This window comes from Paenibacillus tianmuensis (genome assembly GCF_900100345.1).
Taxonomy (GTDB): domain Bacteria; phylum Bacillota; class Bacilli; order Paenibacillales; family NBRC-103111; genus Paenibacillus_G; species Paenibacillus_G tianmuensis.
Map to the genome: position 1 here is coordinate 42341 of NZ_FMTT01000030.1, position 23660 is coordinate 66000.

Annotated in this window: 23 protein-coding genes and 1 rRNA gene; 14 read left to right on the forward strand and 10 right to left on the reverse strand. The window is 56.3% G+C overall.

Translation table 11 applies throughout. The features are described 5' to 3' along the window. Positions 1-45: 45 nt before the first annotated feature. From shc to BLO51_RS18510, 4 genes are all read right to left on the reverse strand, one after another. Entirely contained in the window at positions 46-1956 is a 1911-nt protein-coding gene (gene shc, locus BLO51_RS18495) for a squalene--hopene cyclase (protein WP_090674230.1), read from the reverse strand. Positions 1957-2065: 109 nt separating this feature from the next. Beyond that, positions 2066-2824 carry an HAD family hydrolase gene (locus BLO51_RS18500; RefSeq protein WP_090674232.1) on the reverse strand — a complete coding sequence of 253 codons (759 nt, stop codon included), beginning with the start codon at positions 2822-2824 and terminating at the stop codon, positions 2066-2068. 118 nt (positions 2825-2942) lie between these two features. Continuing rightward, positions 2943-3344, reverse strand: a complete 402-nt coding sequence (locus tag BLO51_RS18505) for a bactofilin family protein (RefSeq protein WP_174551272.1) — start codon at positions 3342-3344, stop codon at positions 2943-2945. After that, complete coding sequence (locus BLO51_RS18510; protein ID WP_090674235.1) at positions 3344-4354, reverse strand: M23 family metallopeptidase; 1011 nt, start codon at positions 4352-4354, stop codon at positions 3344-3346. Before BLO51_RS18510 ends, BLO51_RS18505 begins: the two co-directional genes overlap by 1 nt. 125 nt (positions 4355-4479) lie before the next feature. Between BLO51_RS18510 and BLO51_RS18515 the strand changes: the two genes are divergently transcribed. Further along, positions 4480-4860 (forward strand): hypothetical protein, encoded by a 381-nt coding sequence (locus BLO51_RS18515; protein ID WP_174551270.1) that lies wholly within the window; start codon positions 4480-4482, stop codon positions 4858-4860. Here BLO51_RS18515 and BLO51_RS18520 read toward each other — a convergent pair. From BLO51_RS18520 to BLO51_RS18535, 4 genes are read right to left on the reverse strand one after another with little or no spacing between them, the layout of a single operon-like run. After that, positions 4855-6285, reverse strand: coding sequence for a GerAB/ArcD/ProY family transporter (locus tag BLO51_RS18520; protein WP_090674238.1), 1431 nt, complete (start codon positions 6283-6285; stop codon positions 4855-4857). The two genes, BLO51_RS18515 and BLO51_RS18520, sit on opposite strands and share 6 nt — an antisense overlap. Positions 6286-6315: 30 nt before the next feature. Then, a complete protein-coding gene (locus BLO51_RS18525) occupies positions 6316-6549 on the reverse strand; it encodes a hypothetical protein (protein ID WP_090674240.1) in 234 nt (77 codons plus the stop codon). Further along, positions 6546-7727, reverse strand: a complete 1182-nt coding sequence (locus BLO51_RS18530) for a Ger(x)C family spore germination protein (protein ID WP_090674242.1) — start codon at positions 7725-7727, stop codon at positions 6546-6548. The genes BLO51_RS18525 and BLO51_RS18530 overlap by 4 nt, the downstream gene beginning before the upstream one ends. After that, positions 7724-9352: a spore germination protein gene (locus BLO51_RS18535; protein WP_090674244.1), complete on the reverse strand. Its 1629-nt coding sequence runs from the start codon at positions 9350-9352 to the stop codon at positions 7724-7726. Before BLO51_RS18535 ends, BLO51_RS18530 begins: the two co-directional genes overlap by 4 nt. Before the next feature lie 191 nt (positions 9353-9543). On the opposite strand from BLO51_RS18535, the gene cls reads away from it, so the two are divergent. Then, positions 9544-10974 carry a cardiolipin synthase gene (cls, locus tag BLO51_RS18540; protein ID WP_090674245.1) on the forward strand — a complete coding sequence of 477 codons (1431 nt, stop codon included), beginning with the start codon at positions 9544-9546 and terminating at the stop codon, positions 10972-10974. Positions 10975-11001: 27 nt separating this feature from the next. Here cls and ligD read toward each other — a convergent pair whose 3' ends face one another. Continuing rightward, on the reverse strand, positions 11002-11907 hold the full coding sequence (gene ligD, locus BLO51_RS18545; RefSeq protein WP_090674247.1) for a non-homologous end-joining DNA ligase: 906 nt from the start codon (positions 11905-11907) through the stop codon (positions 11002-11004). Between the two features lie 182 nt (positions 11908-12089). On the opposite strand from ligD, the gene BLO51_RS18550 reads away from it, so the two are divergent. The 4 genes from BLO51_RS18550 to BLO51_RS18565 all read left to right on the forward strand — a co-directional run bounded on the left by BLO51_RS18550 (position 12090) and on the right by BLO51_RS18565 (position 17347). Beyond that, a complete protein-coding gene (locus BLO51_RS18550) occupies positions 12090-12773 on the forward strand; it encodes a response regulator transcription factor (protein WP_090674249.1) in 684 nt (227 codons plus the stop codon). Continuing rightward, on the forward strand, positions 12770-14251 hold the full coding sequence (locus BLO51_RS18555) for a sensor histidine kinase (RefSeq protein WP_090674251.1): 1482 nt from the start codon (positions 12770-12772) through the stop codon (positions 14249-14251). Before BLO51_RS18550 ends, BLO51_RS18555 begins: the two co-directional genes overlap by 4 nt. 243 nt (positions 14252-14494) lie before the next feature. After that, entirely contained in the window at positions 14495-15448 is a 954-nt protein-coding gene (locus BLO51_RS18560) for an ATP-dependent DNA ligase (RefSeq protein WP_090674252.1), read from the forward strand. A 363-nt stretch (positions 15449-15811) separates the two neighbouring features. Continuing rightward, the gene (locus BLO51_RS18565; RefSeq protein WP_090674254.1) at positions 15812-17347 is read left to right on the forward strand and encodes an ABC-F family ATP-binding cassette domain-containing protein; all 1536 of its coding nucleotides are present in this window, start codon (positions 15812-15814) and stop codon (positions 17345-17347) included. A gap of 43 nt (positions 17348-17390) precedes the next feature. On the opposite strand, the gene ku is transcribed toward BLO51_RS18565, so the two are convergent. Further along, positions 17391-18251 carry a non-homologous end joining protein Ku gene (ku, locus tag BLO51_RS18570; protein ID WP_090674255.1) on the reverse strand — a complete coding sequence of 287 codons (861 nt, stop codon included), beginning with the start codon at positions 18249-18251 and terminating at the stop codon, positions 17391-17393. A 199-nt stretch (positions 18252-18450) separates the two neighbouring features. On the opposite strand from ku, the gene BLO51_RS18575 reads away from it, so the two are divergent. From BLO51_RS18575 to BLO51_RS18610, 8 genes are all read left to right on the forward strand, one after another. Continuing rightward, positions 18451-18660, forward strand: a complete 210-nt coding sequence (locus BLO51_RS18575; RefSeq protein ID WP_090674269.1) for a hypothetical protein — start codon at positions 18451-18453, stop codon at positions 18658-18660. Next, a complete protein-coding gene (locus tag BLO51_RS18580) occupies positions 18657-18839 on the forward strand; it encodes an H-type small acid-soluble spore protein (RefSeq protein ID WP_090674257.1) in 183 nt (60 codons plus the stop codon). Before BLO51_RS18575 ends, BLO51_RS18580 begins: the two co-directional genes overlap by 4 nt. Positions 18840-19133: 294 nt before the next feature. Further along, positions 19134-20171 (forward strand): thiamine-phosphate kinase, encoded by a 1038-nt coding sequence (thiL, locus tag BLO51_RS18585; protein WP_090674258.1) that lies wholly within the window; start codon positions 19134-19136, stop codon positions 20169-20171. A gap of 15 nt (positions 20172-20186) precedes the next feature. Continuing rightward, positions 20187-20663 carry a tRNA (adenosine(37)-N6)-threonylcarbamoyltransferase complex ATPase subunit type 1 TsaE gene (gene tsaE, locus BLO51_RS18590; protein WP_090674260.1) on the forward strand — a complete coding sequence of 159 codons (477 nt, stop codon included), beginning with the start codon at positions 20187-20189 and terminating at the stop codon, positions 20661-20663. Next, entirely contained in the window at positions 20660-21523 is an 864-nt protein-coding gene (gene tsaB / locus BLO51_RS18595) for a tRNA (adenosine(37)-N6)-threonylcarbamoyltransferase complex dimerization subunit type 1 TsaB (protein WP_174551271.1), read from the forward strand. The genes tsaE and tsaB overlap by 4 nt, the downstream gene beginning before the upstream one ends. Positions 21524-21539: 16 nt before the next feature. Beyond that, positions 21540-22043 carry a ribosomal protein S18-alanine N-acetyltransferase gene (gene rimI, locus BLO51_RS18600; protein WP_090674261.1) on the forward strand — a complete coding sequence of 168 codons (504 nt, stop codon included), beginning with the start codon at positions 21540-21542 and terminating at the stop codon, positions 22041-22043. Between the two features lie 53 nt (positions 22044-22096). Continuing rightward, positions 22097-23164, forward strand: coding sequence for a tRNA (adenosine(37)-N6)-threonylcarbamoyltransferase complex transferase subunit TsaD (gene tsaD / locus BLO51_RS18605; protein ID WP_090674263.1), 1068 nt, complete (start codon positions 22097-22099; stop codon positions 23162-23164). A 378-nt stretch (positions 23165-23542) separates the two neighbouring features. Next, positions 23543-23660: ribosomal RNA gene (locus BLO51_RS18610) — 16S ribosomal RNA — on the forward strand; the annotation flags it as partial.

Below are 23660 nucleotides of genomic sequence, written 5' to 3' on the forward strand. Positions count from 1 at the left end.
CATCCGTCCGGGGGATCGCTACTCTCGGCATCCAACTCGGTACGTTCAAGACCCGTATTTGTTCCTGTAATGCGCCAGCGCCAGCAGCGGCCAGATCGCGTTGTAGCTATGATAGCGCACGTAAAAATCCCCGGGCAGCGCCGCGCCGGTAGGATACTTGGCCGGCCAGGAGGCGTCCCCGGCCTCCAGCATGTCCGCCAGCGCACGCGCCGCCCGGTTGATGGCGTCCGTCGGCGTCGGATGCACGGCGATCAGCGCATCGAGCGCCCAAGCGGTCTGCGAGGGCGTGCTGGCGCCAAGCGGGATGTAGAGCTTGGCCCGGTCGCTGCGGCACGATTCGCCGAAGCCGCCGTCCGGGTTTTGGATGCCGGTGAGCCACCGCACCGCTTGCTGCAGCTCCGGCTGATCCGGTGGAACCCCGACAGCCGCGAGCCCGGTCACGGCGGCCCAGGTGCCGTAAATGTAGCAGATGCCCCAACGGCCGTACCAAGAGCCGTTCCGCTCTTGGCGGCCGAGCAGCCACCGGACGGCGCGCCGGATGAACGGCTGCTCTTGGCGGATTCCCGCCCAAGTGCCCAGATATTCCAGCGTGCGTCCGGTCAGGTCTGCGGCCGAAGCGTCAATCGCCGCCTCCGCGCCGTCGATGGGAAGGGCGGCGAGCAGTGGGGAATTTTTGTTCCGCTCGAAGGCCGGCCAGCCGCCGTCGTCGTTCTGCAGCGACAGCACCCAATGAAGGCCGCGGCTTCTTGCTTCGCCGTACCCGGCCTCGGGCCGCCCCGGACTCCGGCGCAGTGCCCGCAGCGCAGCGGTCGTATCGTCCACGTCCGGCACGATCGTATTGACGTCGGAAAACCCCCAGCCGCCGGGAACGGGGTTCGCGACATCGGCGCTCCAATCGCCGAGCTTCGTTTGCTGGCGCGAGAGCAAGTAGGCGTCCGCCCGCCGGATCGCCGGATGCGAGGCCGGCAGCCCCGCTTCCTGCAGCGCATGGCTAAGGAGCGCCGTATCCCAGACGGTGGAGGGGGAGTTTTGGATGTGAAGCTGTCCGTCGGGTTCGCAGGCGAGCGAGATCAGCCCTTGTACCGCTCTTGCGATGACGGGATGCCGCTCGTCGTATCCGAGCGCCAGCAGCGCATACACCATCAGGAACGTGCAGGATGCATAGCTGTACAGCGTCCCGTTCGGTTCGATCCGCTCAAGCATATAGCGCTCGGCATGCCGAAGCGCCAGCCTGCGGAGCTCTTGCGGCAGGTAAGGCAGCTTATGCAGAGCGCGTTGGATGTCGTTCCACCAGCCGGAGAGGCGGCGGTCTTCCCCGACATCCCCTTCCTCGGCATGCGCCGACCAGCGCCCGCGGGCCGGCAGCAGCTCGGACAAGTCGGGCATCCCCGCCGTTTTGACCGTGAACTGCCGGACGCCCAATATCGCAACGGGCGCCAGATGCACGCGCGCGTAACTGGAAAAACGATAAAAGCTCAGCGGGAACGACCGGGGAAGCAGCAGCAATTCAGGCGGAAAGGGGAACGGCCGCGGCCAAGGGTACTGACCGATGACAGCCAGCATCGCCTTGGTCAACAAACCGCTGACGTTCCGCAGGCCGCCCTTGGATAAAATAAACCGTCTCGCCCGCCGCAGCGCTTCGTCGGAAGCGGGCAGCCCGGCATACCGCAGCGCCGCATAAGCCTCGACCGTCGCCGACAAATGCCCGTCGCCGTCGTCGTAAAACCATTTCCACGCGCCGTCCGCTTCCTGCTTCGATAAAATCCGGTTTGCTAAACGCCGTATAAGGTTTTCGTCCTTGACGTTTAACGATCTTAATAACACGATCAGATACCCGTCCGTTACGATCCCGTTTTCAAAACAAAAACGCCACGTCCCGTCCGGCGATTGCCGCGTCAGCAGCATCTGCATCAAACGATCGGTGGCGGTTTCGACAATCCGGTGAAGGCTGCTCATTCTCATCACCCTTTCCCCATCATTGTATGGGGGCTCCTGGCAAATCATGCGCGGGTTCGCGAGGAAACGGGACGAGCCTGCGGGCCTCCGGCCCGGTATTCGGCGGTGGTCAGGAGCCTGCAGTGATTTTCGCAGCGGTATAATCGCGAATCGTTTCGGGGATGTACCGCAAGGAAGAGAGCGTGAAATAGGCGCCGGAAGGTTCTACGTCCACTTCGACCTGATTGTAGGCCCACTCCAGCTCCACGGGCATGAAGATGGCGTGAATACCCGCCTTGAGCGCCGGGATAATATCGGTGCGAAGCGAATTGCCGATCATCCAGGTGTTGTCCCGGTCGAATTCTTTCATGCGGATGAGTCCGTCGAGGTAATCGGCGTTTTTATGGCGCGTGACATAGATCCGGTTGCCGAAGAACCGTTCCAGCCCCGCTTCTTTTACCTTGCGCATCTGAACCGTCGGGTCCCCTCCGGTATACAAGTGAAGCGTATGGCCGTCTTCTTGCAGCATGCGGAGTGTCTCTTCCATATAAGGATACGGCTCGATGCTGTGACCGTAGACGGAAGCGCCGAGCTCGATCAGCCGTCTGACTTCCGCTTCATTTTTGGATCGGCCGGTCAAATCGGCATAATATTCGTACGTATCAACGAACGATTGGGGGAAGAAGTCCGGCACAAAGCCGCTGACAAGCACCCGCTCCAAATCGATTTCCGCTTGTTTTTTCTTGATTTCCACGATGGACAGGTGGTAGCCGTGAAACCACGCTTCCATTTGGTCCGCGAATTGGTCGATCACCATGTCGAAAAATTTGTTGCAATACAGAAGCGTATCGTCCATATCAAACAGAATCGTCTGCTGCACTTTGGTCATAGCGATTTCTCCTACTCTCTCTAAGCTTTTTGTTGTTTTTTGAATTCCTTTTTCTCGCAGGCCGGACGCAGCCTGAAGCACGGCAATCAACCTCAACAACAAAAAGCTTTTCTCTTCATTATAGCACGGCTATCACGAGAGACGCATCCTCCTGCGGCGCTTGGCCCATCTCGCTCTGGCCTTGGAACACGGCCCCGGGCTCGATAATAAGCGTAGCGGCGCGGACGGTGCCGACCAAGCGTCCAGTCGGAGTAATGCGAACAGTGCCCTCCGCCTCAACGCGCCCGTCCAGCCTTCCGGCAATGACAACGTCGCGGGCGCGCAAATCGGTAGAGCGAACGATCCCTTTCTCTCCGACCGCTACCTCGCCTGCGGCTTGAAGCACGCCTTGAAACTCGCCTTCGATACGCACGTCGGCTTCCGAGCGGAACGCTCCTTCGAGGACGCTCCCCTCGCCGATCAGCGAGACAGAGTGCCCGGAACGCGAAGACTGGCTTCGCCAACCGTTCATTCGAAACATCACTTGTTCCTCTCCTTTTTTCGATTATCGTTTGGTATATAGGGGGCAGGATCGGTGCTTTTGCCGCTAAGCAGCACCTCGTAGTGAAGGTGGGGTCCGGTGCTGCGGCCGGTTGTTCCCAGTTGACCGATCGCCTGTCCTTTATCGACCGGATCGCCCCGATCCACCTGCGCGCTGTTCAGATGCATGTACCACGTCCGCAGCCCTTTGTCATGCTCGATCACAACGTTATGCCCGTGCAGCCGGTCATAGCCGGCCGAGTGGACGACGCCGCCCGCGACCGCATAGACCGGATCACCCAGCTTACCCGCAATGTCGATGCCGCGATGGAAGCTGAGCTTTTTCGTAAACGGGTCTTTGCGGTAGCCGTAAGAGGAGGTAACGACTTTGGATAACGTAGGCCATATATCGGGCGTGCGCTGCTGCCGCTCCTGCTTTTCCTGAAGCTGCCGCTTCGTTTGGCCGAGCCGGGAGGCGAGCTCCTTCATCTCGGCGTGCAGCGACGCGTAACGGGCTCCCGTCGCCTCGGCCAGCTCATGCGTCTGCTCCTCGGTTACGGGGAACGCTTCGCCGCCCATCCCCCCTTCACCGGCAGAAACGGCTGAGGATACAGGCTGTCCGTCGGCTTTCCGGCGCTCGATGCTGCCGGGAGCCAGCTTGTGCAAATCCTGCTCGAGCCGCTGCATCCGCTCCATTTGGCTCCGAACTTCCGCGGCTTGCTTCGAAAGCGCATAAATATCGTTTTGCAGCCGTTCGATGGCCGCGTTTTTCCGATGCAAATCTTGCTCCAGCTGCACGGTTCGCCCCTTCATCTCCACCGATTTCAGCGAAATGGACACGGTGGAGTGCAGGCTGCGAACAGACAGAACGCAGGTTGTCCCGAACAGCAGCAGCATAAGAGAGGCTGCGCACCATAGGGCGGCGCGGGGCAGCTTGAGGCGTACCACGCTTCCGTTCGCCTCGGGAATGATGACGAACGTCAGCTTGCTTTGAAACCACGTGAACTTCATGACGGCTCCTTTCGGTGGATCTGCCTCGGCCCGAAACGGTTATTTGGCGAGGTCGGTCTAGAAAAGTCCTTCTTTCTCATACACATACCTAATAGAACAGATTTGTGTATGATGGAGGGATTCGCTTGGCATTTTTACATACAACCCACATGGACCTGCTGGAGCGTCTGACGCTTCATCTGAAGCAGGATATCGCTCTGCAGGCCGAAGACTTCGAGAGCGGAGCAGACGTGCTGAATCAGGTCGGCAAACGGTTTATCCGGATGGGTGAGCGCTATTTCGTACCCGCCTCGATGCAGGAAATCGTCCTTTTTGATATCCGGAAGAAGGGGGCGGGCTCCCGCGTAAACGTCCGGACAACGTATGCCGGCACATTCGAGGCGGTTCTGCTCTGCACCGGGGCCGATTTTGTCGAGCTGCTCGTAAACCGGGCCGAAGAAGAGGAGGAACTGGTCATTCTCATCCCCTTGAGCCGGATCGTTGGGATCGAGCGTGCCAGGTCATGACGTCTGCGCCGAATGGGGGGAACTCCTCGCGGCAAGGTCCTTGGCTTTCCGCATCTCCATGTGCGTAACGAATAGCAATAACGCCAGAACGAGCGCATAGCCGAAGCCGGCCAGCTTGCCGATGACCGCATAGTTCCGGCTGAAGATAAGGCCCGCGCCGACGAAAACAAATCCGAGGGCGAGCAGCACATTGCCGGCTCGCAGCCAGGTACGGCCTGATATCGCGTCCAGACGCGAGCCGAGCTGTTTCCCCGGGTGGCGATTTCCCCCTTTGGACATCCCGTCCCGGTCATGTCCCTGACTTTTTCCCGAAGATCCTTCCGCATGGCGCTCGGGGCTTCGTTTCGGGAATCTTCGCATGAGCAGCAGCATAGCCGCCAGCAGCACCGGTTGATAGCTGAGCACCAACACGGGCGAGCTGTAATTGCCAAAGCTGAAAACCTCCGGCGTGCTCTTGAAAGCAAGAATCGTGGTCAGCAGCAAAAAGAGGCTGACCGGGGAATTAATAAGCGTGTAGTCCCTTTGCCGGATCAGGCTGGTGATCCCGATCAGGAAGGCAAGATAAATGAAGATCATCTTGCCGACGATAATCGGGAACCAGATGCTCAGAATGAGCAGATCCATCCGGTCCAAAAAGTCCGTAATTTGAATGTGCTGTACCAAGCTGTAGCTCGGATAAATCAGGTTGCCGGGAATGTTCGGCCCGAGGACGGACACTTCCATCAAGAGGAAAAGCGACAGCAGCGCCGTAGCCATCAGCGAACCGTGCCGAAGGGCGGAGTGAATCTGACTGGAATTCCAGATCATATGCAAAAACGCCCCTGCAACGATGATATCCCCGTACCAGCCGACACTGAGAAGGCCTGCGTATCCAAGCTGCTTAGGCGAAGTCGTCAATACCGGCTGCAGTAGATGGAAGCTCATTTCGTTGGACAACAGGAACGGCAGCATTAACGTGAGCGCGAAGAACACGGGAAAAAACAAATCGTTGACCCGGGAAATCACTTCAGCACTGGTCCGGCCGTAAAACATAAGCATCACGACGAGGAGCAGAACGAGCATTTCCTCGGGAGTGTTCGGGAGAAGAAGCGTGCCGATGAACTTGCCGAACATCCGAAGATCGCGCAGCAGGATGAACCATAGGTGGATCAGCAGTATCATGTTCGCAAGCATGCCGAACCAGCGGCCAAACAAAATAAAGTTGATCTCGAAAAGATGCTTTCCCGGAAGCCGCATACTGAGCTGTGCAAAAACGTATGAGATGAAAAGAATATAGACGGTGGGCAGCAAATAGACGAACCAGATATCCATATGCGAGATCCGGACCAGATCGTGCTGGATGCTAAGCAGCCCGCCGCCGATTAGCAGCGATCCCACCAGCCAGGAGAGCTGTCTTTGGTTAATGACTTGCGTGTTGACAGGCATGCGTTCACCCGCTTTCCTCCATCGCTTCGTTTACTGAGGATGGATAATTGAGAAAACCCACGGCGATACCCGATCGATAAAAAAACGTGTCGGCATCGGGGGTTGATAGCCGGACGCCACGCAGAGAAAGAGACCCAGCGTCACAAGCGTAATGCATGTGTACAGCCGTGCTGTTGCCTTCGGCTGTCTCGCCCAATGCTTCATGTTCAAAAATAAATGAAACGCCATCAGCACCATGAACCAGACGAGAAACTGGGAGTTCATCGGGCAGGCTCCGCTTTCGTCACGTTCTCGTAAATCAGACCCGTTTCCGTAAGCACGCTTTTTACCTCTATGCGGAAATCGGCGTCCTTCATCCCGGCCGGCCAGCGCGATGCGTACTCCTTCTCCCAAAGCCCCGGATGCTCCCGCCACAAATACGATCCGAATTGTGCGGAGTCGGTGTCATTGCCGATCATTTTGCGGATCGCTTTCCGCATCGCTTGTTCGATGTAACGGTTCATCGCTTCCTCCACCTTTTGGACCTTGCCGGTTTGACTGAGGTCGTACATGCCCAAGCTTTCGGTTACTTTGGCCTTGGCTTCCGTGCGGATGTCAAATCGAAGCTTCCCGCTTACCGTATGGGCCCGAATCTGGCTTTTCGAATCGAAGATGCTCAGCGTAATCGTATACCGGTCGTCGATTTTTACGGTAGCGGTCGACTGTACGGGCATGTTTTTCAGCCAGGCGAGCCCGCTTGCCTCCGCATTCTCGAACACGCCGGTCATTTTGTCATTGCGAAATTGCGCATAGCCCAGGAACTCGATTTCCTTCGATTTCTTCGCATTTTTGGAGGTTTTCTCCGATTCTTTCACGCCCATGTAGACCGTTACGGCATCGCTGCCGGGGCTGCTGAGCGCGAGGGCGACTTGCTTCATGTTGATATGGATGACGTTCCGGGCCTTCACAAGCTCCCGGATCGCTTCCGACGGGAAGCGTTCGAACTGCGGCGTTGCTTGCAGCAGCTCGTAAGCTTTTCCTCTGGTGACGACCATATAAATCGTCATCCGGCTTTCCGGAGAGCGGGGCGTCGTATCGAAGACGTTCCGGATCCCCTGTTTGGCAAAATCCTCGCCGATCAACAACGTTCTGCGGTGCGCGAAAAACATGCGGCGGGACATCCGCCGCTGCAGCCGGGCCTGCGCCTCCCGAAACGTGGTGCCGACTTCGGAATCGATGTAGTAGCTTTTGGTTCCGGCCGTTCCGCCTCCTCCTCCGGAGGCTCCGCCCATATTGCCGGGGAGCGGCATCATTACGCTGTACCGGATCTTGCCGTCTTGCTCCACATCCACCGCAGTCGTCAAAATAAAGGCAGTGTCGTTGATTTCCACCCGGTCCCAGCACCCGGTCAGGCAGAGCAGGGAGAGTAGAACGAGGAATAGGCGGGTCCGGCGCAAGCTCATTCCACAGGCTCCTTTCTTTCCTCTTTCGTATGGTCGATGGTTTTGCCCCGCTGGCCGGATTGCTCCGTAATTTCCTGCGGCAGCGTATCGTCTATCCTCTTGCTGTCCTGCAGGGGCATAAAGGACTGACGTTGTCCCATCGCCCACCAAGGCGCGCGGAAGAGAATATCCTTCAGGTCGCCGGAGGATAGCGGCCCGATCGGCGATAAGTAAGGAATGCCGAAGGAGCGGAGGTTAGCCAGATGTCCCATGATCAGCATGATCATAATCAAGATGCCGTACATTCCGAACAGCGAGGCGGCGATCAGGATCGGAAACCGCAGCATCCGGATCGCGATCGCTCCATTAAACCGCGGGATCGTGAACGAGGCGATCCCGGTGAGCGATACGACGATCACCATCGGCGCAGATACGATGCCTGCCTGCACCGACGCCTGTCCGACGACGAGCGCGCCCAGAATACTGACCGCCGACCCGATCGCTTTAGGCAGCCGGATGCCCGCTTCTCTGAGCGCCTCGAAGGTCACTTCCATGATCAGCGCTTCGATGACGGCCGGGAACGGGATCGCTTCCCGGGCGGCGGCGACCGACAGCAGCAGAGACGTAGGGAGCAAGTCCTGATGGTAGGTTGTAATAGCGACGTATAAGGCCGGCGTCAGCAGCGACAGCACCATGAACGTATACCGCAGCCAGCGGATCAGCGTGGCCACCTGATACCGCTCGTAATAATCCTCGCTGGCCTGCATAATTTCGGCGAAGACGAACGGCACGATGAGCGTAAACGGCGTCCCGTCCACCATAATGCCGACGCGTCCCTGCAGCAGGGCGGCCGCGACGACATCCGGCCGTTCGGTATATTGAAGCTGCGGAAAGGGCGAATACGTCGAATCTTGAATGAATTCTTCGATATAGCCCGATTCCAGTACGGCATCGATGTTTATTTTTTCGAGGCGTTTGACCACTTCATGGACGACGCTCGGGTCCGCCAGATCGTCCAGATAAGTAACGACGACATTGGTGTTGGTTTCCCGGCCGAGCGTCATCGGTTTCATTTTCAAATGCGGCGTTTTCAGCTTGCGGCGGATCATGGACGTGTTCGTCCGGATATTTTCTACGAACCCTTCGCGGGGGCCGCGTACGACCGATTCGGTATCGGGCTCGTTGATGGACCTTTTTTCCATCCCCCGCATGCCGAGCAGCAGCGCCTTGTTGTTGCGCTCGACGATCAGCCCCGTGTCGCCGCCGAGTACGGAAAGCAGCATATCCGCATAATTGTCCGCCTTCTGAATCTGGGAGACGGGCAGCGTCATATCGGAGATGTTGTCGATCAGTTCCTCTCCGCCCTCCAGAATCATCAGCGACTTCATCGTCTCGTTCACCAGCTCCGTCTTGGCCATGCCGTCGACAAAAAACAAAATCGCCGGCAAGCTTTGCTCGATGCGGAACTCGCGAATGACGAAATCGGAGCAGTCCTTGAACAGCTCCTCCAAATAACTTTTGTTTTCTTCGACGCTCATAAAGACAGGCACGGAGCGCAGCTCGTCGATAAAACGGTATTCCGCTTTCCGCAGCGGGTGTTCCGAGGCGTCCTGTCCTTTTTTCTTGCGGCTTTTCGGTTGGGTCATGACACTCCTTCCTGCCCGCGGCATCTTATCCAAGCATTGCCGGAGCGTGTCTTGTATATTTTCCACCATTTGCGAAATTTTATGACAAACCGTTGGGTTCCTGTGCCATGATGGGGAATAGGCGGGCGGGCGGAAGTAAAAGCTAGAACAGATTGGCAAGCGCCTGTTGTTTCAAAAGGAGGAATGACGACGTGCTGTGGCTCGTCATCGCACTGACCTTATTCATCATTCAGATTCTCACGATTCTGGTCGGGGAGTTTCGCCGCCCGGCCAAGGCGATGGCGTGGCTTTTCATATTGTTTCTCATCCCGGTCATCGGCTTTGTAATGTATTATTTTTTGGCCAAAGAATACACACAGCGGAAAAAAGTGAAGCGCAACGGGCTGCGGCTCGTAAACGATATCCGGCATCTCGGCAAAAAGCAGCATTCGGCGGATTTCCAACCCGAAGAGGACCGGCTGCGCGGCTGGCGGCACGAGCCCAGACTGTTCTCGCTGCTCAATAACATTCCCGGGGCTCTCATTACAATGCATAACGAGGTGCGGGTGCTGACCGATGCCGCCGCGGCGTATCCGGCGATGCTTGCTGCCATGGAGCAGGCGAAGGGGCATATTCATTTTGAGTTTTACACCATTCGTAACGACGGCATCGGCCGGCAGTTCCATGAGCTGCTGATCCGCAAGGCGCAGGAAGGCGTGAAGGTGCGCTGCATCTTCGACGGCATCGGCAGCTACCAGCTCGATAGCCGGTTCGTGCAAGAGCTGAAGCAGGCCGGGTGCGAGGTGTACTTCTTTTTGCCGGCGGTGATTGCTTTTTTCGACAAGCGGATGAATTACCGGAATCATCGCAAAATCGTCGTCATTGACGGCGTCCGCGGCTTTCTCGGAGGAATCAACATCGGAGACGAATACCTGGGGGCGAATCCCAAGCTAGGCTACTGGCGGGATACGCATTTGGAGCTGGAAGGCGACGCGGTGTACTCGCTGCAGTATACGTTTCTGACCGACTGGATGTTTGTGAGCGGAAAGCGGCTGGCGGATTCGGAATTTTTTCCCGAGCACGATTGCGCGGGCCGCAAGCCCGTACAGATTATTTCAAGCGGACCGGATGCGCATTGGGATGCCGTTCTGGAAATGTTTTTCGCATCGATCACTGCAGCCAAACGAAGAATTTACATTACCACTCCATACTTCATCCCCGATCCGAGCATTACCATGGGGCTAAAGACGGCGGCGATCAGCGGGGTGGACGTCCGGATCATTTTCCCGCAAAAGGCGGATTCGCGCATCGTGAACTATGCTTCCCTGTCGTATCTGGAGGAGCTGATGCAGGCCGGAGTCCGCTTCTATGCTTATCAAAAAGGGTTTATCCACGCGAAGGTCCTCCTAATCGACAATCTGCTTGCTTCGGTCGGTTCCGCGAATATGGATCTGCGCAGCTTTTACAATAATTTCGAGCTGAACGCCGTCTTTTTCGACAAAGAGACGATTCATCGGCTGGAAACCGATTTTATTCTCGATTTGAAGGAAAGCCGCGAGGTCAAGCTGGGGACATTCGAGAAGCGCTCCCGCTGGCAGAAGGGCAAGGAAGTCATTGCGCGGCTCCTGTCGCCGCTTTTCTAACAAGCGGCGCGGCGCCGGGTTCAAGGATTAACGAATAAAGGACAGCACGTGATCCAACTGCTGCGGGGGGACTTGAGCGATCAGGTCTCCTTTTTGCTGCAGGCGCTGCATAATGTTCAGGAGGTGAAAGTCCCGGGGATCGGGGCGGAGCGCCACTTCGTCCCAAGTCAGCGGAGTCGACACCGTGGCGTCCTTGCGGGCGCGCGGCGTATAGGGAGCGGACAGCGTTTTGCCGTACCAGTGTTGGAGATAATCGATGTAAATCAAGGTGCCGCGATCTTTTTTGAGCCGCTCGACGGTGAACAGCTTCGGGTGTTTTTGCACCGCAAACGTGGCGACGAACTGTCCGATCCGCCGGAGCTGCTCGAACGTATAGCCGCGCTCCCGGGCAATCGGGACGTAGATTTGCACGCCCGTGGCGCCGGACGTTTTCGGTACGGACCGGATGTTCATGCCATCCAAAATGCCGCCGATAATATGGGCCGCCTCCATAATGCGCGGCTCGGGGTCGACGCTCGGATCAATATCGATCACCCATTCGACGGGCAGCGTTTCGCCGATTCGGTGAAAAGACGGATGGAACTCCAGGCAGGCCAAATTCCCCAGCCACAGCAGCGTCGGCAGGGAATCGAGATGAACGTAGCGGATCGATTCCAGCATCGCCGTCTTGACGAAATCCGGTGTCGGCTCGGGAGCGTTTTTCTGGTAAAACGACTTGTCGTTCCAACCATGGGGAAACCGGATAGTCGTCAGATAGCGGTCGCGGCAATACGTCAGCAGGTAGGGGGACAGCTCGGCGAGCTTTTGCAAATACATCGCTTTCGTGATCTTCTTCTCCGGCCACAGCGGCTTATCCGGATTCGTCACCGTCAGCTCCCGGCCTTCGACGATCAGCGTGCCTTTCGTTTTCGGATATTTGGCGGGTGCGGACATCGGCTCTCCCTCCTGTTCCTGAAATATATTAGCTAGTATATACTCGCTCTCCCCTTTTCATAAGGCTGTCGGGCAAAATTCGTTGGGTAGACGGCGAGGGCAAGCTGAAAGTTCGCTGAATCACTCCGAACGCTTCCGTCAACGGGCAGGGATTGGTGTACAATGAAAAGAGAGGTGACACTATGCAGCCAATCAAAGGCGTGAAAATATTAATCGTCGACGACGAACCGAATATCGTCCAGTTTTTGGAGCTGGGCTTGCAAAACGAAGGCTTTGAGGTTTTTACCGCGCCGGACGGATTTACGGCCGTCACGTTAGCCAAGCAAGCCCGGCCGCACATCGTCATTCTGGACGTCATGATGCCCGGCATGGACGGGTTTGAAGTGTGCCGGATGCTGAAGAAAACCGAGCAAGTCGCTATTATCATGCTGACGGCCAAAGAAGAAGTGGAAGACCGGGTCAAGGGACTGACGCTGGGGGCCGACGACTATATGGTCAAGCCGTTCAGCTTCGAGGAGCTGCTGGCCCGGATTTATGCGCGGCTGCGCAACCAGTTTCCCCATCTGTTCGCGGAGGTGGCGTACGGGCCGTTTCGCATTGACGACCGCCGCAAAGAAATCCGCTACGAAGAACGGGTGCTGGAGCTTTCGCCGACGGAATACGAGCTGCTGTCTTTTTTGGTCGTCAATCACGGTCTGGTCCTGAGCAAAACGGTCATTTTGGACAAGGTCTGGGGGTATGATTTCCGCGGGGAGGACAATATCGTCGAAGTGTACATCCGCTCGCTCCGCGATAAATTGAACGACAAGGAGCACCGGATCATTCGGACCCTGCGGGGATCGGGCTACCGGGTGGATTTCGGATGATACGGAGGTGGCACCGGCTTCGCCATGTTTTCGCGCCCCGCTCGCTTCGTCTTCAGCTTCTGTCACGTTCCCTGTTTATTTTGGCGGGCTTGCTGCTGTTGATCGGCGTGCTGCAATATGTGTTCATGGAGCAATTTTTAATTAAAAACAAGGTTGCCAGCATCCAAAGCCAATTTTTTTCCGTTTCGCTGGATATATGGGTCAATACAAATTCCGACAATGGCCGATCAAGAGGCCTTTTTCTGCCCGAAGCTTCGCTGGCGTTCGTCGGCCCGGGCGACAGCTTCCGGATCATTTCAACAAATCCCCGTTCCGGTTCCGTGCCGCGGCTTTCCGCCGAAGATTACAGGGAAGCTTTGGGACGGGAGCAAAGGCCACCGCATTATCGGATCGTCAAGGACGACAAGGGGATGGAGCAGTTGGTCATTCTCCAGCGGATCGCTCCGCGCGGGCGTCTTGCGCAGATCAGCACGAGCATGGAGCCGATTCGGAATGTGCTGGTCAGCCAGCTTTGGACCTTTCTAGGTTTGGCTGCGGTGGCTCTGGGAATGGGGGTTGCGGCATTTCTTCCCGTTTTGCGCAGAACCCTCGTGCCGCTTTCCAACATGATCGAAACCGTCGAGCAGATCGATGCGGGGAAGCTGGACGAGCGGCTGCCGGCGCATCAAGGCCAGTTGGAGATCGACCGGCTCTCCCGATCGTTCAACCGGATGCTGGAGCGGCTGGAAGCCTCGTTCGAAACGGAGAAAGAGGCGAAGGAGCAGATGCGGCGCTTTATCGCCGACGCTTCCCACGAGCTGCGCACACCGCTGACGTCGATCCACGGATTTCTGGAGGTGCTGCTGCGCGGAGCAGCCCAAAAGCCGGATCAGTTGGACAAAGCGCTCCGAAGCATGTACGGCGAGTCGGAACGGTTGAACAAGCTCGTTCGGGACCTGCTGCTCTTGGCCCGCTTGGATCGTCATCCAACCGCGGATTTGAAGAAAGAATCGCTGAGCGGTATCGTCGATGAAATGGAGCCGCAGCTCCGGCTGCTGGCAGGCAGAAGGAACGTGCAGTTCTCCGTTCAGCCTGATGTGTCCGCCTGCATCGACAAGGACAAAATCAAGCAAGTGCTGCTCAACTTGTTCCACAACGCCGTGCAGCATACCGATCCCGACGGCGGAACCATCCGCGTTTCACTGGAACAAACGGAGGAGGAGGCCCTGCTGACGGTCCAGGATAACGGAAGCGGCATCCCGGAGGAGCATGTATCGCGCTTGTTTGAACGATTTTACCGGATCGACTCGTCGCGCGCCCGCATTCACGGAGGGGCCGGGCTGGGACTGTCGATTACGAAATCGATCGTCGAGCTTCACGGCGGCGCGATTGAAGTGAATAGCCGGGTCGGCGAAGGCTCCAGCTTTGTCATTCGCCTTCCCGTACATGGGATCGCCTCGTCAGGAGACGGCCCGCAAGAGGATGAGTGTCGTCCGTAAATATGCGTGTTATTTCCGCACCCTGAAAGCTCCCAGCTATAAGATTGGGAGCTTTTTTGTTGATTGGGAATTTGCGCGGAGCCGAAATTTGTGAGTTTTTGTGAGAATCGTTTGTTAGATTACACAAGGTTGGTACCAACCTTGTGTAAGTTTTTTTGTTTTGGAATCATGCTTTCTTGAAACAAACCATAGGATATGGGGGATAATTGAATATGAATTATAGCTAATTTTGCGAGGGAGATTATGGAGCTAAAGCCGATTTTTCCGTTCGAACCTGTCAGTACGAACGTCTCCCCATCCGGAAGCGATTGGGTAGCCCAAATAAAATGGGATGGGGTAAGGATGCTGCATTATTTTAACGGGGTTGAAACCCGGTTATTTAACCGGAAGCTGAATGAGCGGACGTTACAGTACCCGGAATTGCTTGATACCAAAGCATTCTGTCATGCGGACTCTGTTATTCTTGATGGCGAGATCATTGCTTTCGACAACAACAAGCCCTCCTTTCATGAAATCATGAAGAGGGATAGTCTGAAACAAACTCAGAAGATCCAATTATCTATTGCCAAGGTCCCCGTAACCTATATGATTTTCGACGTATTATTTTACAACGGAGCATGGATGACCGGGAATACATTAGCGAATCGACTACAATTACTGGAGAGAATCATTACGCCGAGAAATAACATTCAAGTGACGCAAAACTTCCCAGATGGAAGCGCACTATTCAGTCTTATGAAGGAATACCGGATGGAAGGCGTGGTGTATAAAGATCTTTCCAGCAAATACGCCATCAACGGAAAGGACGGAAGGTGGAAAAAACAAAAAATTTATAAAGATCTTTATGCGATCGTAGGGGGCGTCACCCTTCGGAACAAAATTGTTAATTCCTTGTTGCTGGGCTTATACACGAACGAGCAAGATCTATTATATATCGGCCACGCGGGTACGGGAAAATTAACAAACCACGATTGGGTGCGGATTACGGAACTGACCAGCCGCATGGTTATTGACCGTAAGCCTTTCATGAATGAACCGGAAAGGTCCAAAGACGCAGTTTGGGTAAGGCCGGAGCTCAAAGTGAAAGTTGAATTTTTAGAGTTTACCCCAAACGGCACGATGCGGCATCCGAGTATCCAGTCAGTAGTGAACGTGTCAAAAAAAGAATGCGCGACGGATCAAATAACCGTTACATGAATATCGTCCTGACTCCGGTTTCTGCCGCTTGACACAACAGGCAGTGGCTCGGTATAGTTGAAGGTGCAATATAACTAACTTTGGGATAACGAGGTGGAAAGGAAATGTTTTTCTTATCGACTGTTCTGAAACGGAATTTGGCTTAAACGGGAGAAGTCTGCCCATTTTTCACCCTAAGCCAACCGAAGAACAGTAGATAAAGAACTCGATTCCTTTCGTTCAAATGATACAATTTGCAACGGGTCAGGGCGTGTTCGCCTTGCCCGTTTTTGTTTTCTATACAACCTAGACTAATTGAATAGAGCTTTGTCCGGCTGTTTCTCCGGTTGGCTTCGAACCTGAAGCGAAAAGGAGAAAGCTTTTATGAGTATGTTAAACGTTGAACAGCTTACCCATACGTATGGGGACAAAAAAATATTCCAAAATATCCAATTCCGGCTGCTGCGGGGAGAGCATGCGGGACTCGTCGGCAGCAACGGGGCCGGCAAGTCGACCTTGCTGCGCGTCTTGGCGGGACAACTGCTTCCCGATGCAGGCAAAATCGAATGGCTTTCGCAAGCGCGGCTCGGTTATTTGGAGCAGCATGCCGATCTGCAGGCGGGAATGACGATTATGGACTATTTGCGAGGCGCTTTCGCTCATCTGTATGAGCTGGAACGAACCCTGCATCGGGTCGCGGAGCAAATGGCCGCGGCGGACGCCAACCTCGAACCGCTGTTAATCCGGTACGGCGAGCTGCAAAGCCGGCTAGAGCATGCCGATTTTTACGGTATCGATTCCAAGATTGAAGAGGTAGCTGCCGGATTAGGCATTCTTGAGCTCGGCAAAGACCGGGAGGTCGATAAGCTGAGCGGGGGGCAGCGCACGAAGCTGCTGCTGGGCAAGCTGCTGCTGGAGGAGCCGCACGTATTATTGCTCGACGAGCCGACCAACTACTTGGACGACGTGCATATCGAATGGCTGACCGGCTATTTGAAGCGCTATGAACAGGCGTATCTTGTCGTCTCGCATGACGAAGCCTTTCTGAATGAAATTACAACGACGATCTTTCATTTGGAGCATCAGACCATCAAGCGTTACGCCGGGAACTATGCCGCGTTCGTCAAACATTACGAACTAAGCCGGTTGCAGTGGCAGGACGCCTACGAGCGCCAACAGAAGGAAATCGACCGGCTGGAGAGCTATATCCAAAAGAACCGGAACCGGAAAGCCAAGCAAGCGAAAAGCCGGGAAAAAGCGCTGGAGCGAATGGAGCGGATTGAGAAACCGACGTCGGGGCCGCGGCCCCGCTACAGCTTTCATGTCCATATGGAACCCGTGACCCGGATCATGGAAGCGAAGCAGCTGCAATTCGGCTATGCGGAGCCGCTATCCGTTCCTGTAAACCTGCAAATGAAACGCGGGGAAAAAGTGGCGGTTGTCGGGTACAACGGCATCGGGAAGTCGACCATGCTCAAAACGATGCTGGGCCTGCTGCCGCCGTTACGCGGCACGGTACAGCTCGGCGAACGGGTCGTACCGGCTTATTTCGCCCAGGAGCAATTGCCTTCGGACGAAACGGCGCTGGAGCGGCTGTGGTCGCTGCGGCCAGATAAGACGCAGAAGGAAATCCGGCAGACGCTCGGCATGGCCGGCCTGACCGAAAAGCATATCCGGCAGCCTCTTAGCTCGCTTAGCGGCGGGGAGCAAGCGAAGGTCCGCCTGTGCGAGCTCATGCTGACAGACAGCAATCTTCTCGTGCTGGACGAACCTACGAACCATCTGGACGTCAGGGCGAAGGAAGCGTTCAAGGAAGCGCTGAAGGAGTACAAAGGGACCATTCTGCTCGTTTCCCACGAGCCGGAGTTTTATAAAGATTGGATTACTCAGGTTTGGTGCTTGCAGGACTGGAGCAAGTAAGCATGGAGAGGGAGCTCTCCCGGCATAAAGAAACGATCGGCGCTTAGCCGATCGTTTCTTTCGTTTTTGCTTTGCCTTTTCTTGGTTTCGCGGCTTTAGCTTTCTCGGTCGTCCCCGGCGTAGGCTCGGTTACGACTGGTTTCACCGCTTCGAGGCTCGCCTGCAGCGCGGCCATCAGATCGATAACGTTCGCTTTATGCGGCTCCGGCGCGACGCGGACCTGCTGGCCGGAAACCTTCGCCTCGATCGCTTGCAGCACGGCCGCACGGTAATCGTCCTTGTATTTTTCCGGCTCGAACTTCGTCGCCAACTGGCCGATCAACAGCTTCGCCATTTCGAGCTCCTTCTCGTTGACGTTGCTCTGCTCCGGGAGATTCGGCACATGTTCCACCGAGCGGATTTCATCCGGGTAAAAAATCGTCTCCATCGCAATGCACCGGTCGATAATGCGAATGGCGGCCAAGCTGCTTTTGGACCGGATGGACACTTTGGCAATGCCGATTTTGCCCGTTTGCCGCATCGCTTCGAGCAGCAGACTATAAGCCCCGGCGCCGGTTTCGTTCGGAGCGAGGTAGTACGTTTTTTGAAAATAAACCGGGTCGATGTCCGACAAGTCCACGAAATCGAGAATCTTGATTTCTTTGGTGATCTCCCCGGTCAGCTTCTCCAGCTCGTCCTTCTCGAACAGCACGAACGAGCCCGGATCGTACTCGTAGCCTCGGACGATTTCCCCCCACTCCACTTCGCGCTCGCAGTGCTGGCATTTGCGGATAAAATTCAGCGGAGTATTGCAATCCTTGTGAATCATGCGCATCGAGATGTCCTTGTCTTCCGTCGCCGAGAACATCTTGACAGGCACGTGCACCAAGCCGAAGCTGATGGCGCCTTTCCAAACCGTATGCATGGCTGTACCTCCCGAGGGCCTGAGCTGGCCGTCTGCTTTCTATACAGTATACGCAAAATGGAAGCGTCCCATTACACCGCGCACGAATGTCGGTGCAAGAAATTGGGACATGCTACAGAAGAAGGCTGCATGGATCGCCAAAAAGCATCGTCATGCCGGCCAGAAACAAAACATTTCGATCAGAGGAGGAAAAGGAAGCATGAGCGAAGCCAATACGCCAGGCGGCAAGTTTACAGATGATGCGGCCCATGAAGGGCGGGACTCCAATTTTATGGACATCGACCGGATGATCAACGAAGGTCTTGGCGGCGGGCAGGTGACGATCCATAACGGACTGATCGAGGAATCGACGACCGATACGATGGATCATCCCGAATCGGTTATCAGCGGGGAGGACAACGGGTCATGAAAGTATACCGCGCTCAAGAAATTATGAAAGCCGAAGAAAAAGTCAGCGTGGAGTTGAACGGCGTATCCGTATGGATCGACAGCGTGGACCCCGAGCAGGAGACGGCCAAAGTGCATGTGGAAGACCGCCCTGCCGACGCCCGCGTCGTTTCGGTCGGAGAGCTTCAGGAAGTCCAATAACTCCCGCGAGGATCGTGTTTGAGCAAAAGCTTTCCGAAAAGCATGCAGGCCGAGAGGGCCCATGGCTGGGGGAAGCTTTTTTTTGCTGCGTAAAGTGGCTTCGGGGCTCAAGCAATCGGGCAAGCCGATAGTCAGTAATAGGGAATCGGTGTTATTATATACCTAAGATCCGGGGGCGATGGAACGTTTCGAACGGTACCGGGCGGCTTTGACGATAGGCAAAACGGCATGTTTGTCTAGATACAAAGGAACGGCTATAATAATTGTCAATACGAGAGCGGAGGCGGATAGATTGTGAGCTCGGTCGACGAATTTACTCTGATCGACCTGCTGAACGGCGGGAAGCAAACGATCGCTTTTCAACGGGCCGGCGGCGTGGAGACAGGGATCGGCGACGATGCGGCCGTCGTTCGCGCCTCTTCGGATAGCCGGTGGATTCTCACTTGCGATACGATGACGGAAGACATTCATTTCAAGCGGGTGACGATGCGCGATGCGGATGTCGGGTACAAAGCGATGGCTTCCGCCGTCAGCGATATCGCTGCGATGGGAGGGACTCCGCGGTATGCCCTCGTGGCGCTCAGCATGCCGAAATCGACGCCGGTGGAGCGTGTGCGCGCAATGTACGACGGGCTGTACGAATGTGCGAACCGCTACCGGGTCGTTGTCACAGGCGGAGATACGACTTCGTGTATCGGGGGCGTCACACTGACCGTAACGGTGATCGGAGAGACGGAACCGGACAAAGCGCTGCTCCGTTCGGCAGCCAGACTGGGAGATGCCGTATTTATTACCGGTTTTACCGGCGATTCGGCGGCCGGACTGGAATGGCTTCTGGGGAAGAACAAGCCGTCGGAGGAATGGGACACCGATCCGGAGCTGAAGCGGTATCCCGGACTGATCCGGGCGCACTGCCGTCCGGAGCCGCAGATCGAGGCGGGCGAGCTGCTGCGGCGGTCCGGCTTTTGCCATGCGCTCAACGACGTCAGCGACGGGATCGCCAGCGAAGCGTGGGAGATTGCTGTGGCGTCGAATATCGGAATCGACCTGATCGAAGACCGGATTCCCGTATCCGGCGAGCTGCTGGACTATGCCTCAAGGCAGGGGAAGGCCTCGCTGGATTACATGTTGTACGGCGGCGAGGATTACCAATTAATCGGAACGGCGCCCGCCGAGCACGCCGTCGAGCTGCAGATGCAGTTTAAGGAAGCGGGACTGCCGCTCTATCTGATCGGATATGTCCACGGGAAGCATTCCGGCGTACGGCTTGTGCGCAGCGACGGCAGTGCAGTACCGCTCGCCAAGCGCGGCTATAATCATTTTACCGGATGAAGGGACGATCCTGACATGGCCACTTATGCATTTCAAGCCCGTCACGTCGCCGATACTTCCGTATTGGCGGAACGCTTGGCCTCGTTGTTTATCCCGGGAACCGTCATTACGCTCGACGGCGACCTGGGGGCGGGCAAGACGACATTCTCGCAAGCGGTAGCCAAGGCGATAGGTGTCAAGGACATCGTGAACAGTCCTACGTTTACGATCATCAAAGAATATGAGGGTTCCGCGTTCCCTTTCTACCATATGGACGTGTATCGGTTGTCTTTGGAGGAGGCGGATGACTTGGGGCTGGACGAATATTTTTACGGAAACGGCATTACGCTTATCGAATGGGCTTCGCTGATCGAAGAGATTTTGCCTCCGCAGCGGTTGGAGATTCGGATTGAGACCGACGGAGAAAACGAGCGAAGCTTCACGCTCAAGCCGTCAGGCGACCCTTATGAAGCATGGTGCGCGAAGCTACAACAGAACGGATGGTTAACATGATTCAGAATACGGCATCAGATTCGACTTTATACGGCGACGGCAAGCTTATGCTGTCCGTCGATACGTCAACCGTATCGATGACAACCGCGTTGACCCGGGGACGGGAAATCTTGGGGGAAATTACTTCGAAAGCGGAGCGAAACCATTCGCTTTACCTTGTGCCGAACTTGCAGCGGCTCATGGCGGAGTGCGGCGTACGGCCGGACGAGCTGTCGGCGTTTGCCGTCGGCGTCGGGCCCGGTTCTTATACCGGCGTGCGGATTGGCGTGACCGTGGCCAAAACCTTTGCCTGGACGCAGAAGCTGGCTTTGCTCGGCGTCTCTACGCTCGAAGCGTTGGCGCTCGGCGGAGCTGGTTCCGCCTCGGAATTCGGCGCGCTTCAAGACGGGGAAATCGTGCGGTGCGGTGCGCTTCAGGCGATGGATACGCTGCTTGACGCGGCGCGCGCGACGGGGGAACCGACATGGGTCGTCCCGCTGATCGACGCCCGCAGGGGGCAAGCGTTCACGGCGCTGTACGCCGCTTCGCCCGAGGGCTGGAAGTGCCGGGTGCCGGACGGGATTCGTCTGACCGCCTCTTGGACGGATGAGCTCCTTTCCTTGGGTGCATCGGCGGAAACCGGACCCGGCCGCGTCATATTTACGGGCGAGCTGGAGCTGCATCGGGAAGCGATCCGTTCGTTTGCCTCCCGTTGGGACGGATCGGTAACGGAAGCTCCGCATGAGCTGCGGGCCCGCCATATCGCCGAGCTTGGCCAGATGCGGTGGAAGCGGGGGGAGACGGAGGATGTTCACGGATTGGTTCCGAACTATACGCAATTGGCGGAAGCGGAAGCCAAACTTCTCGCCAAGAAATCTTAGGGGAGGCCTGTCCGACATGGAATCTAAACGCGAAGCGCAACCTGTCTATGACGGGGCTATGCATTTTCGCCCGATGAACACGGACGACATCCCCGTGATCTGTGAGATCGAGCAGGAATCGTTCCCGACGCCTTGGACAGCCGGGGCGTTTTACAACGAGCTGACGAGTAATAATTTCGCCAAATATCTCGTTTTGGAATACGAAGGCGAAATTGCCGGCTACGGTGGTATGTGGCTGATCATGGAGGAGGCGCACGTCACCAATATCGCGATTCGCGAAAAATACCGCGGGCGCAAGCTCGGGGAGCGGCTACTTGTGGAAATGCAGCAGACGGCCGTTTTTTACGGGACGCTGCGCATGACGCTGGAGGTGCGCCCGTCCAATTTGATTGCCCAGCGCTTGTATGAGAAGCTGGGATTTCGTTCCGTCGGTATTCGACGGGGCTATTATACCGACAATAAAGAAGATGCGATTATTATGTGGGCGGACCTGCCCAAAGCGGAACGGCTCTCCAACTAAAAGAAAACGGCTGCCTGCGAGCGGTTCGAGAACAGACGAGAGGTTTATTGACGATGAACGAACAATCGAACGAAGCGGTGTCCGTTCGCCCGGACCGGGACGGCGGACCTGTTTATATATTGGCTGTGGAAACAAGCTGCGACGAGACGTCCGTAGCTATTGTCCGCGACGGCAAAGATATTTTGGTGAACGTTGTGTCCAGCCAGATCGAGACGCACCAGCGATTCGGCGGCGTCGTGCCCGAGGTCGCCTCGCGCAAGCATGTGGAATCCATCACGTGGATTATCGAAGAGGCGCTGGACAAGGCGAACGTGAAGCCGACCGAGCTGGCCGCTGTCGCCGTGACGCAAGGGCCTGGCCTGGTAGGTTCCTTGCTGGTCGGTATGGTGGCGGCTAAGGCGCTGGCCTGCGCCCTTGAGCTGCCGCTGATCGGCGTGCATCATATCGCCGGGCATATTTATGCCAATCAGCTCGTGAATGAGCTGGAATACCCGTTTGTGGCGCTGGTCGTCTCCGGAGGCCACACCGAGCTCGTCTTTGTGGAAGCCGAGGGGCGCTTCCGTATCATCGGGCAGACCCGGGACGACGCGGTGGGCGAAGCTTACGACAAAGTTGCGCGGGCGCTCAAGCTGCCTTATCCCGGCGGCCCGCATATTGACCGGCTGGCGCACGAGGCCCGGGAAGCGGTCACGCTTCCCCGCGCCTGGCTGGAGCCGGATTCCTACGACTTCAGCTTCAGCGGGCTGAAGTCGGCCGTGCTGGCGGCTCTGAATCAGGCCGCCATGAAAGGCCAGCCGCTGGCCCCAGAGGCCGTGGCGAAAGGCTTCCAGGACTCGGTCATCGACGTCCTAGTCGAGAAGGCTCTCCGCGCCGTGCGCGCTTACGGCGCGAAGCAGCTTATCCTTGCCGGTGGGGTCGCCGCCAACAAGGGCCTGCGCGCCGAGCTCGAGGCTCGCTGCGCGGAAGCGGGCATTCCGCTGCTGGCGCCGCCGCTCAGCCTGTGCACCGACAACGCGGCGATGATTGCCGCCGCGGCTTTTTTGAAATACCGCCGCGGGCAATTCGCGTCGTTCGACATGAAAGCCGAGCCGCTGCTGAAGCTCGAAGCGTGGTCGGTCTGACATTGGTTCTTTGCAAAGCCGCTGCCGCCGTTGACCCGGATGGCCGCGGCTTTGTTATGGCTTAGAGTCATATTTATTCTAGTGGAAAAAATAAAATATAAAAAAAGGGTTGCTTTCTGTTTTTAGATTTGATATATTACTCCTTGTCGCTTCTGCGGCAGGCTTTAAAAACTTGAGACTTTCGAATCTTGAAAAAAATAAAGCTTGCAATGATATAACAGATGTGATATATTAAAGAGGTCGCTTTCGAGAAGTTAAATTAACCGATCGGGATGCTGGGAAATGAATTGCCCTTTGAAAACTGAACATTGAGTGAGTGTCATAAAGAGAATGAAAATTCTCGTCAGTAGTAAATTTTGAGCTTTAATCAGCTTTTCTTTAATGGAGAGTTTGATCCTGGCTCAGGACGAACGCTGGCGGCGTGCCTAATACATGCAAGTCGAGCGGGTTTTACCTTCGGGTAAAGCTAGCGGCGGACGGGTGAGTAACACGTAGG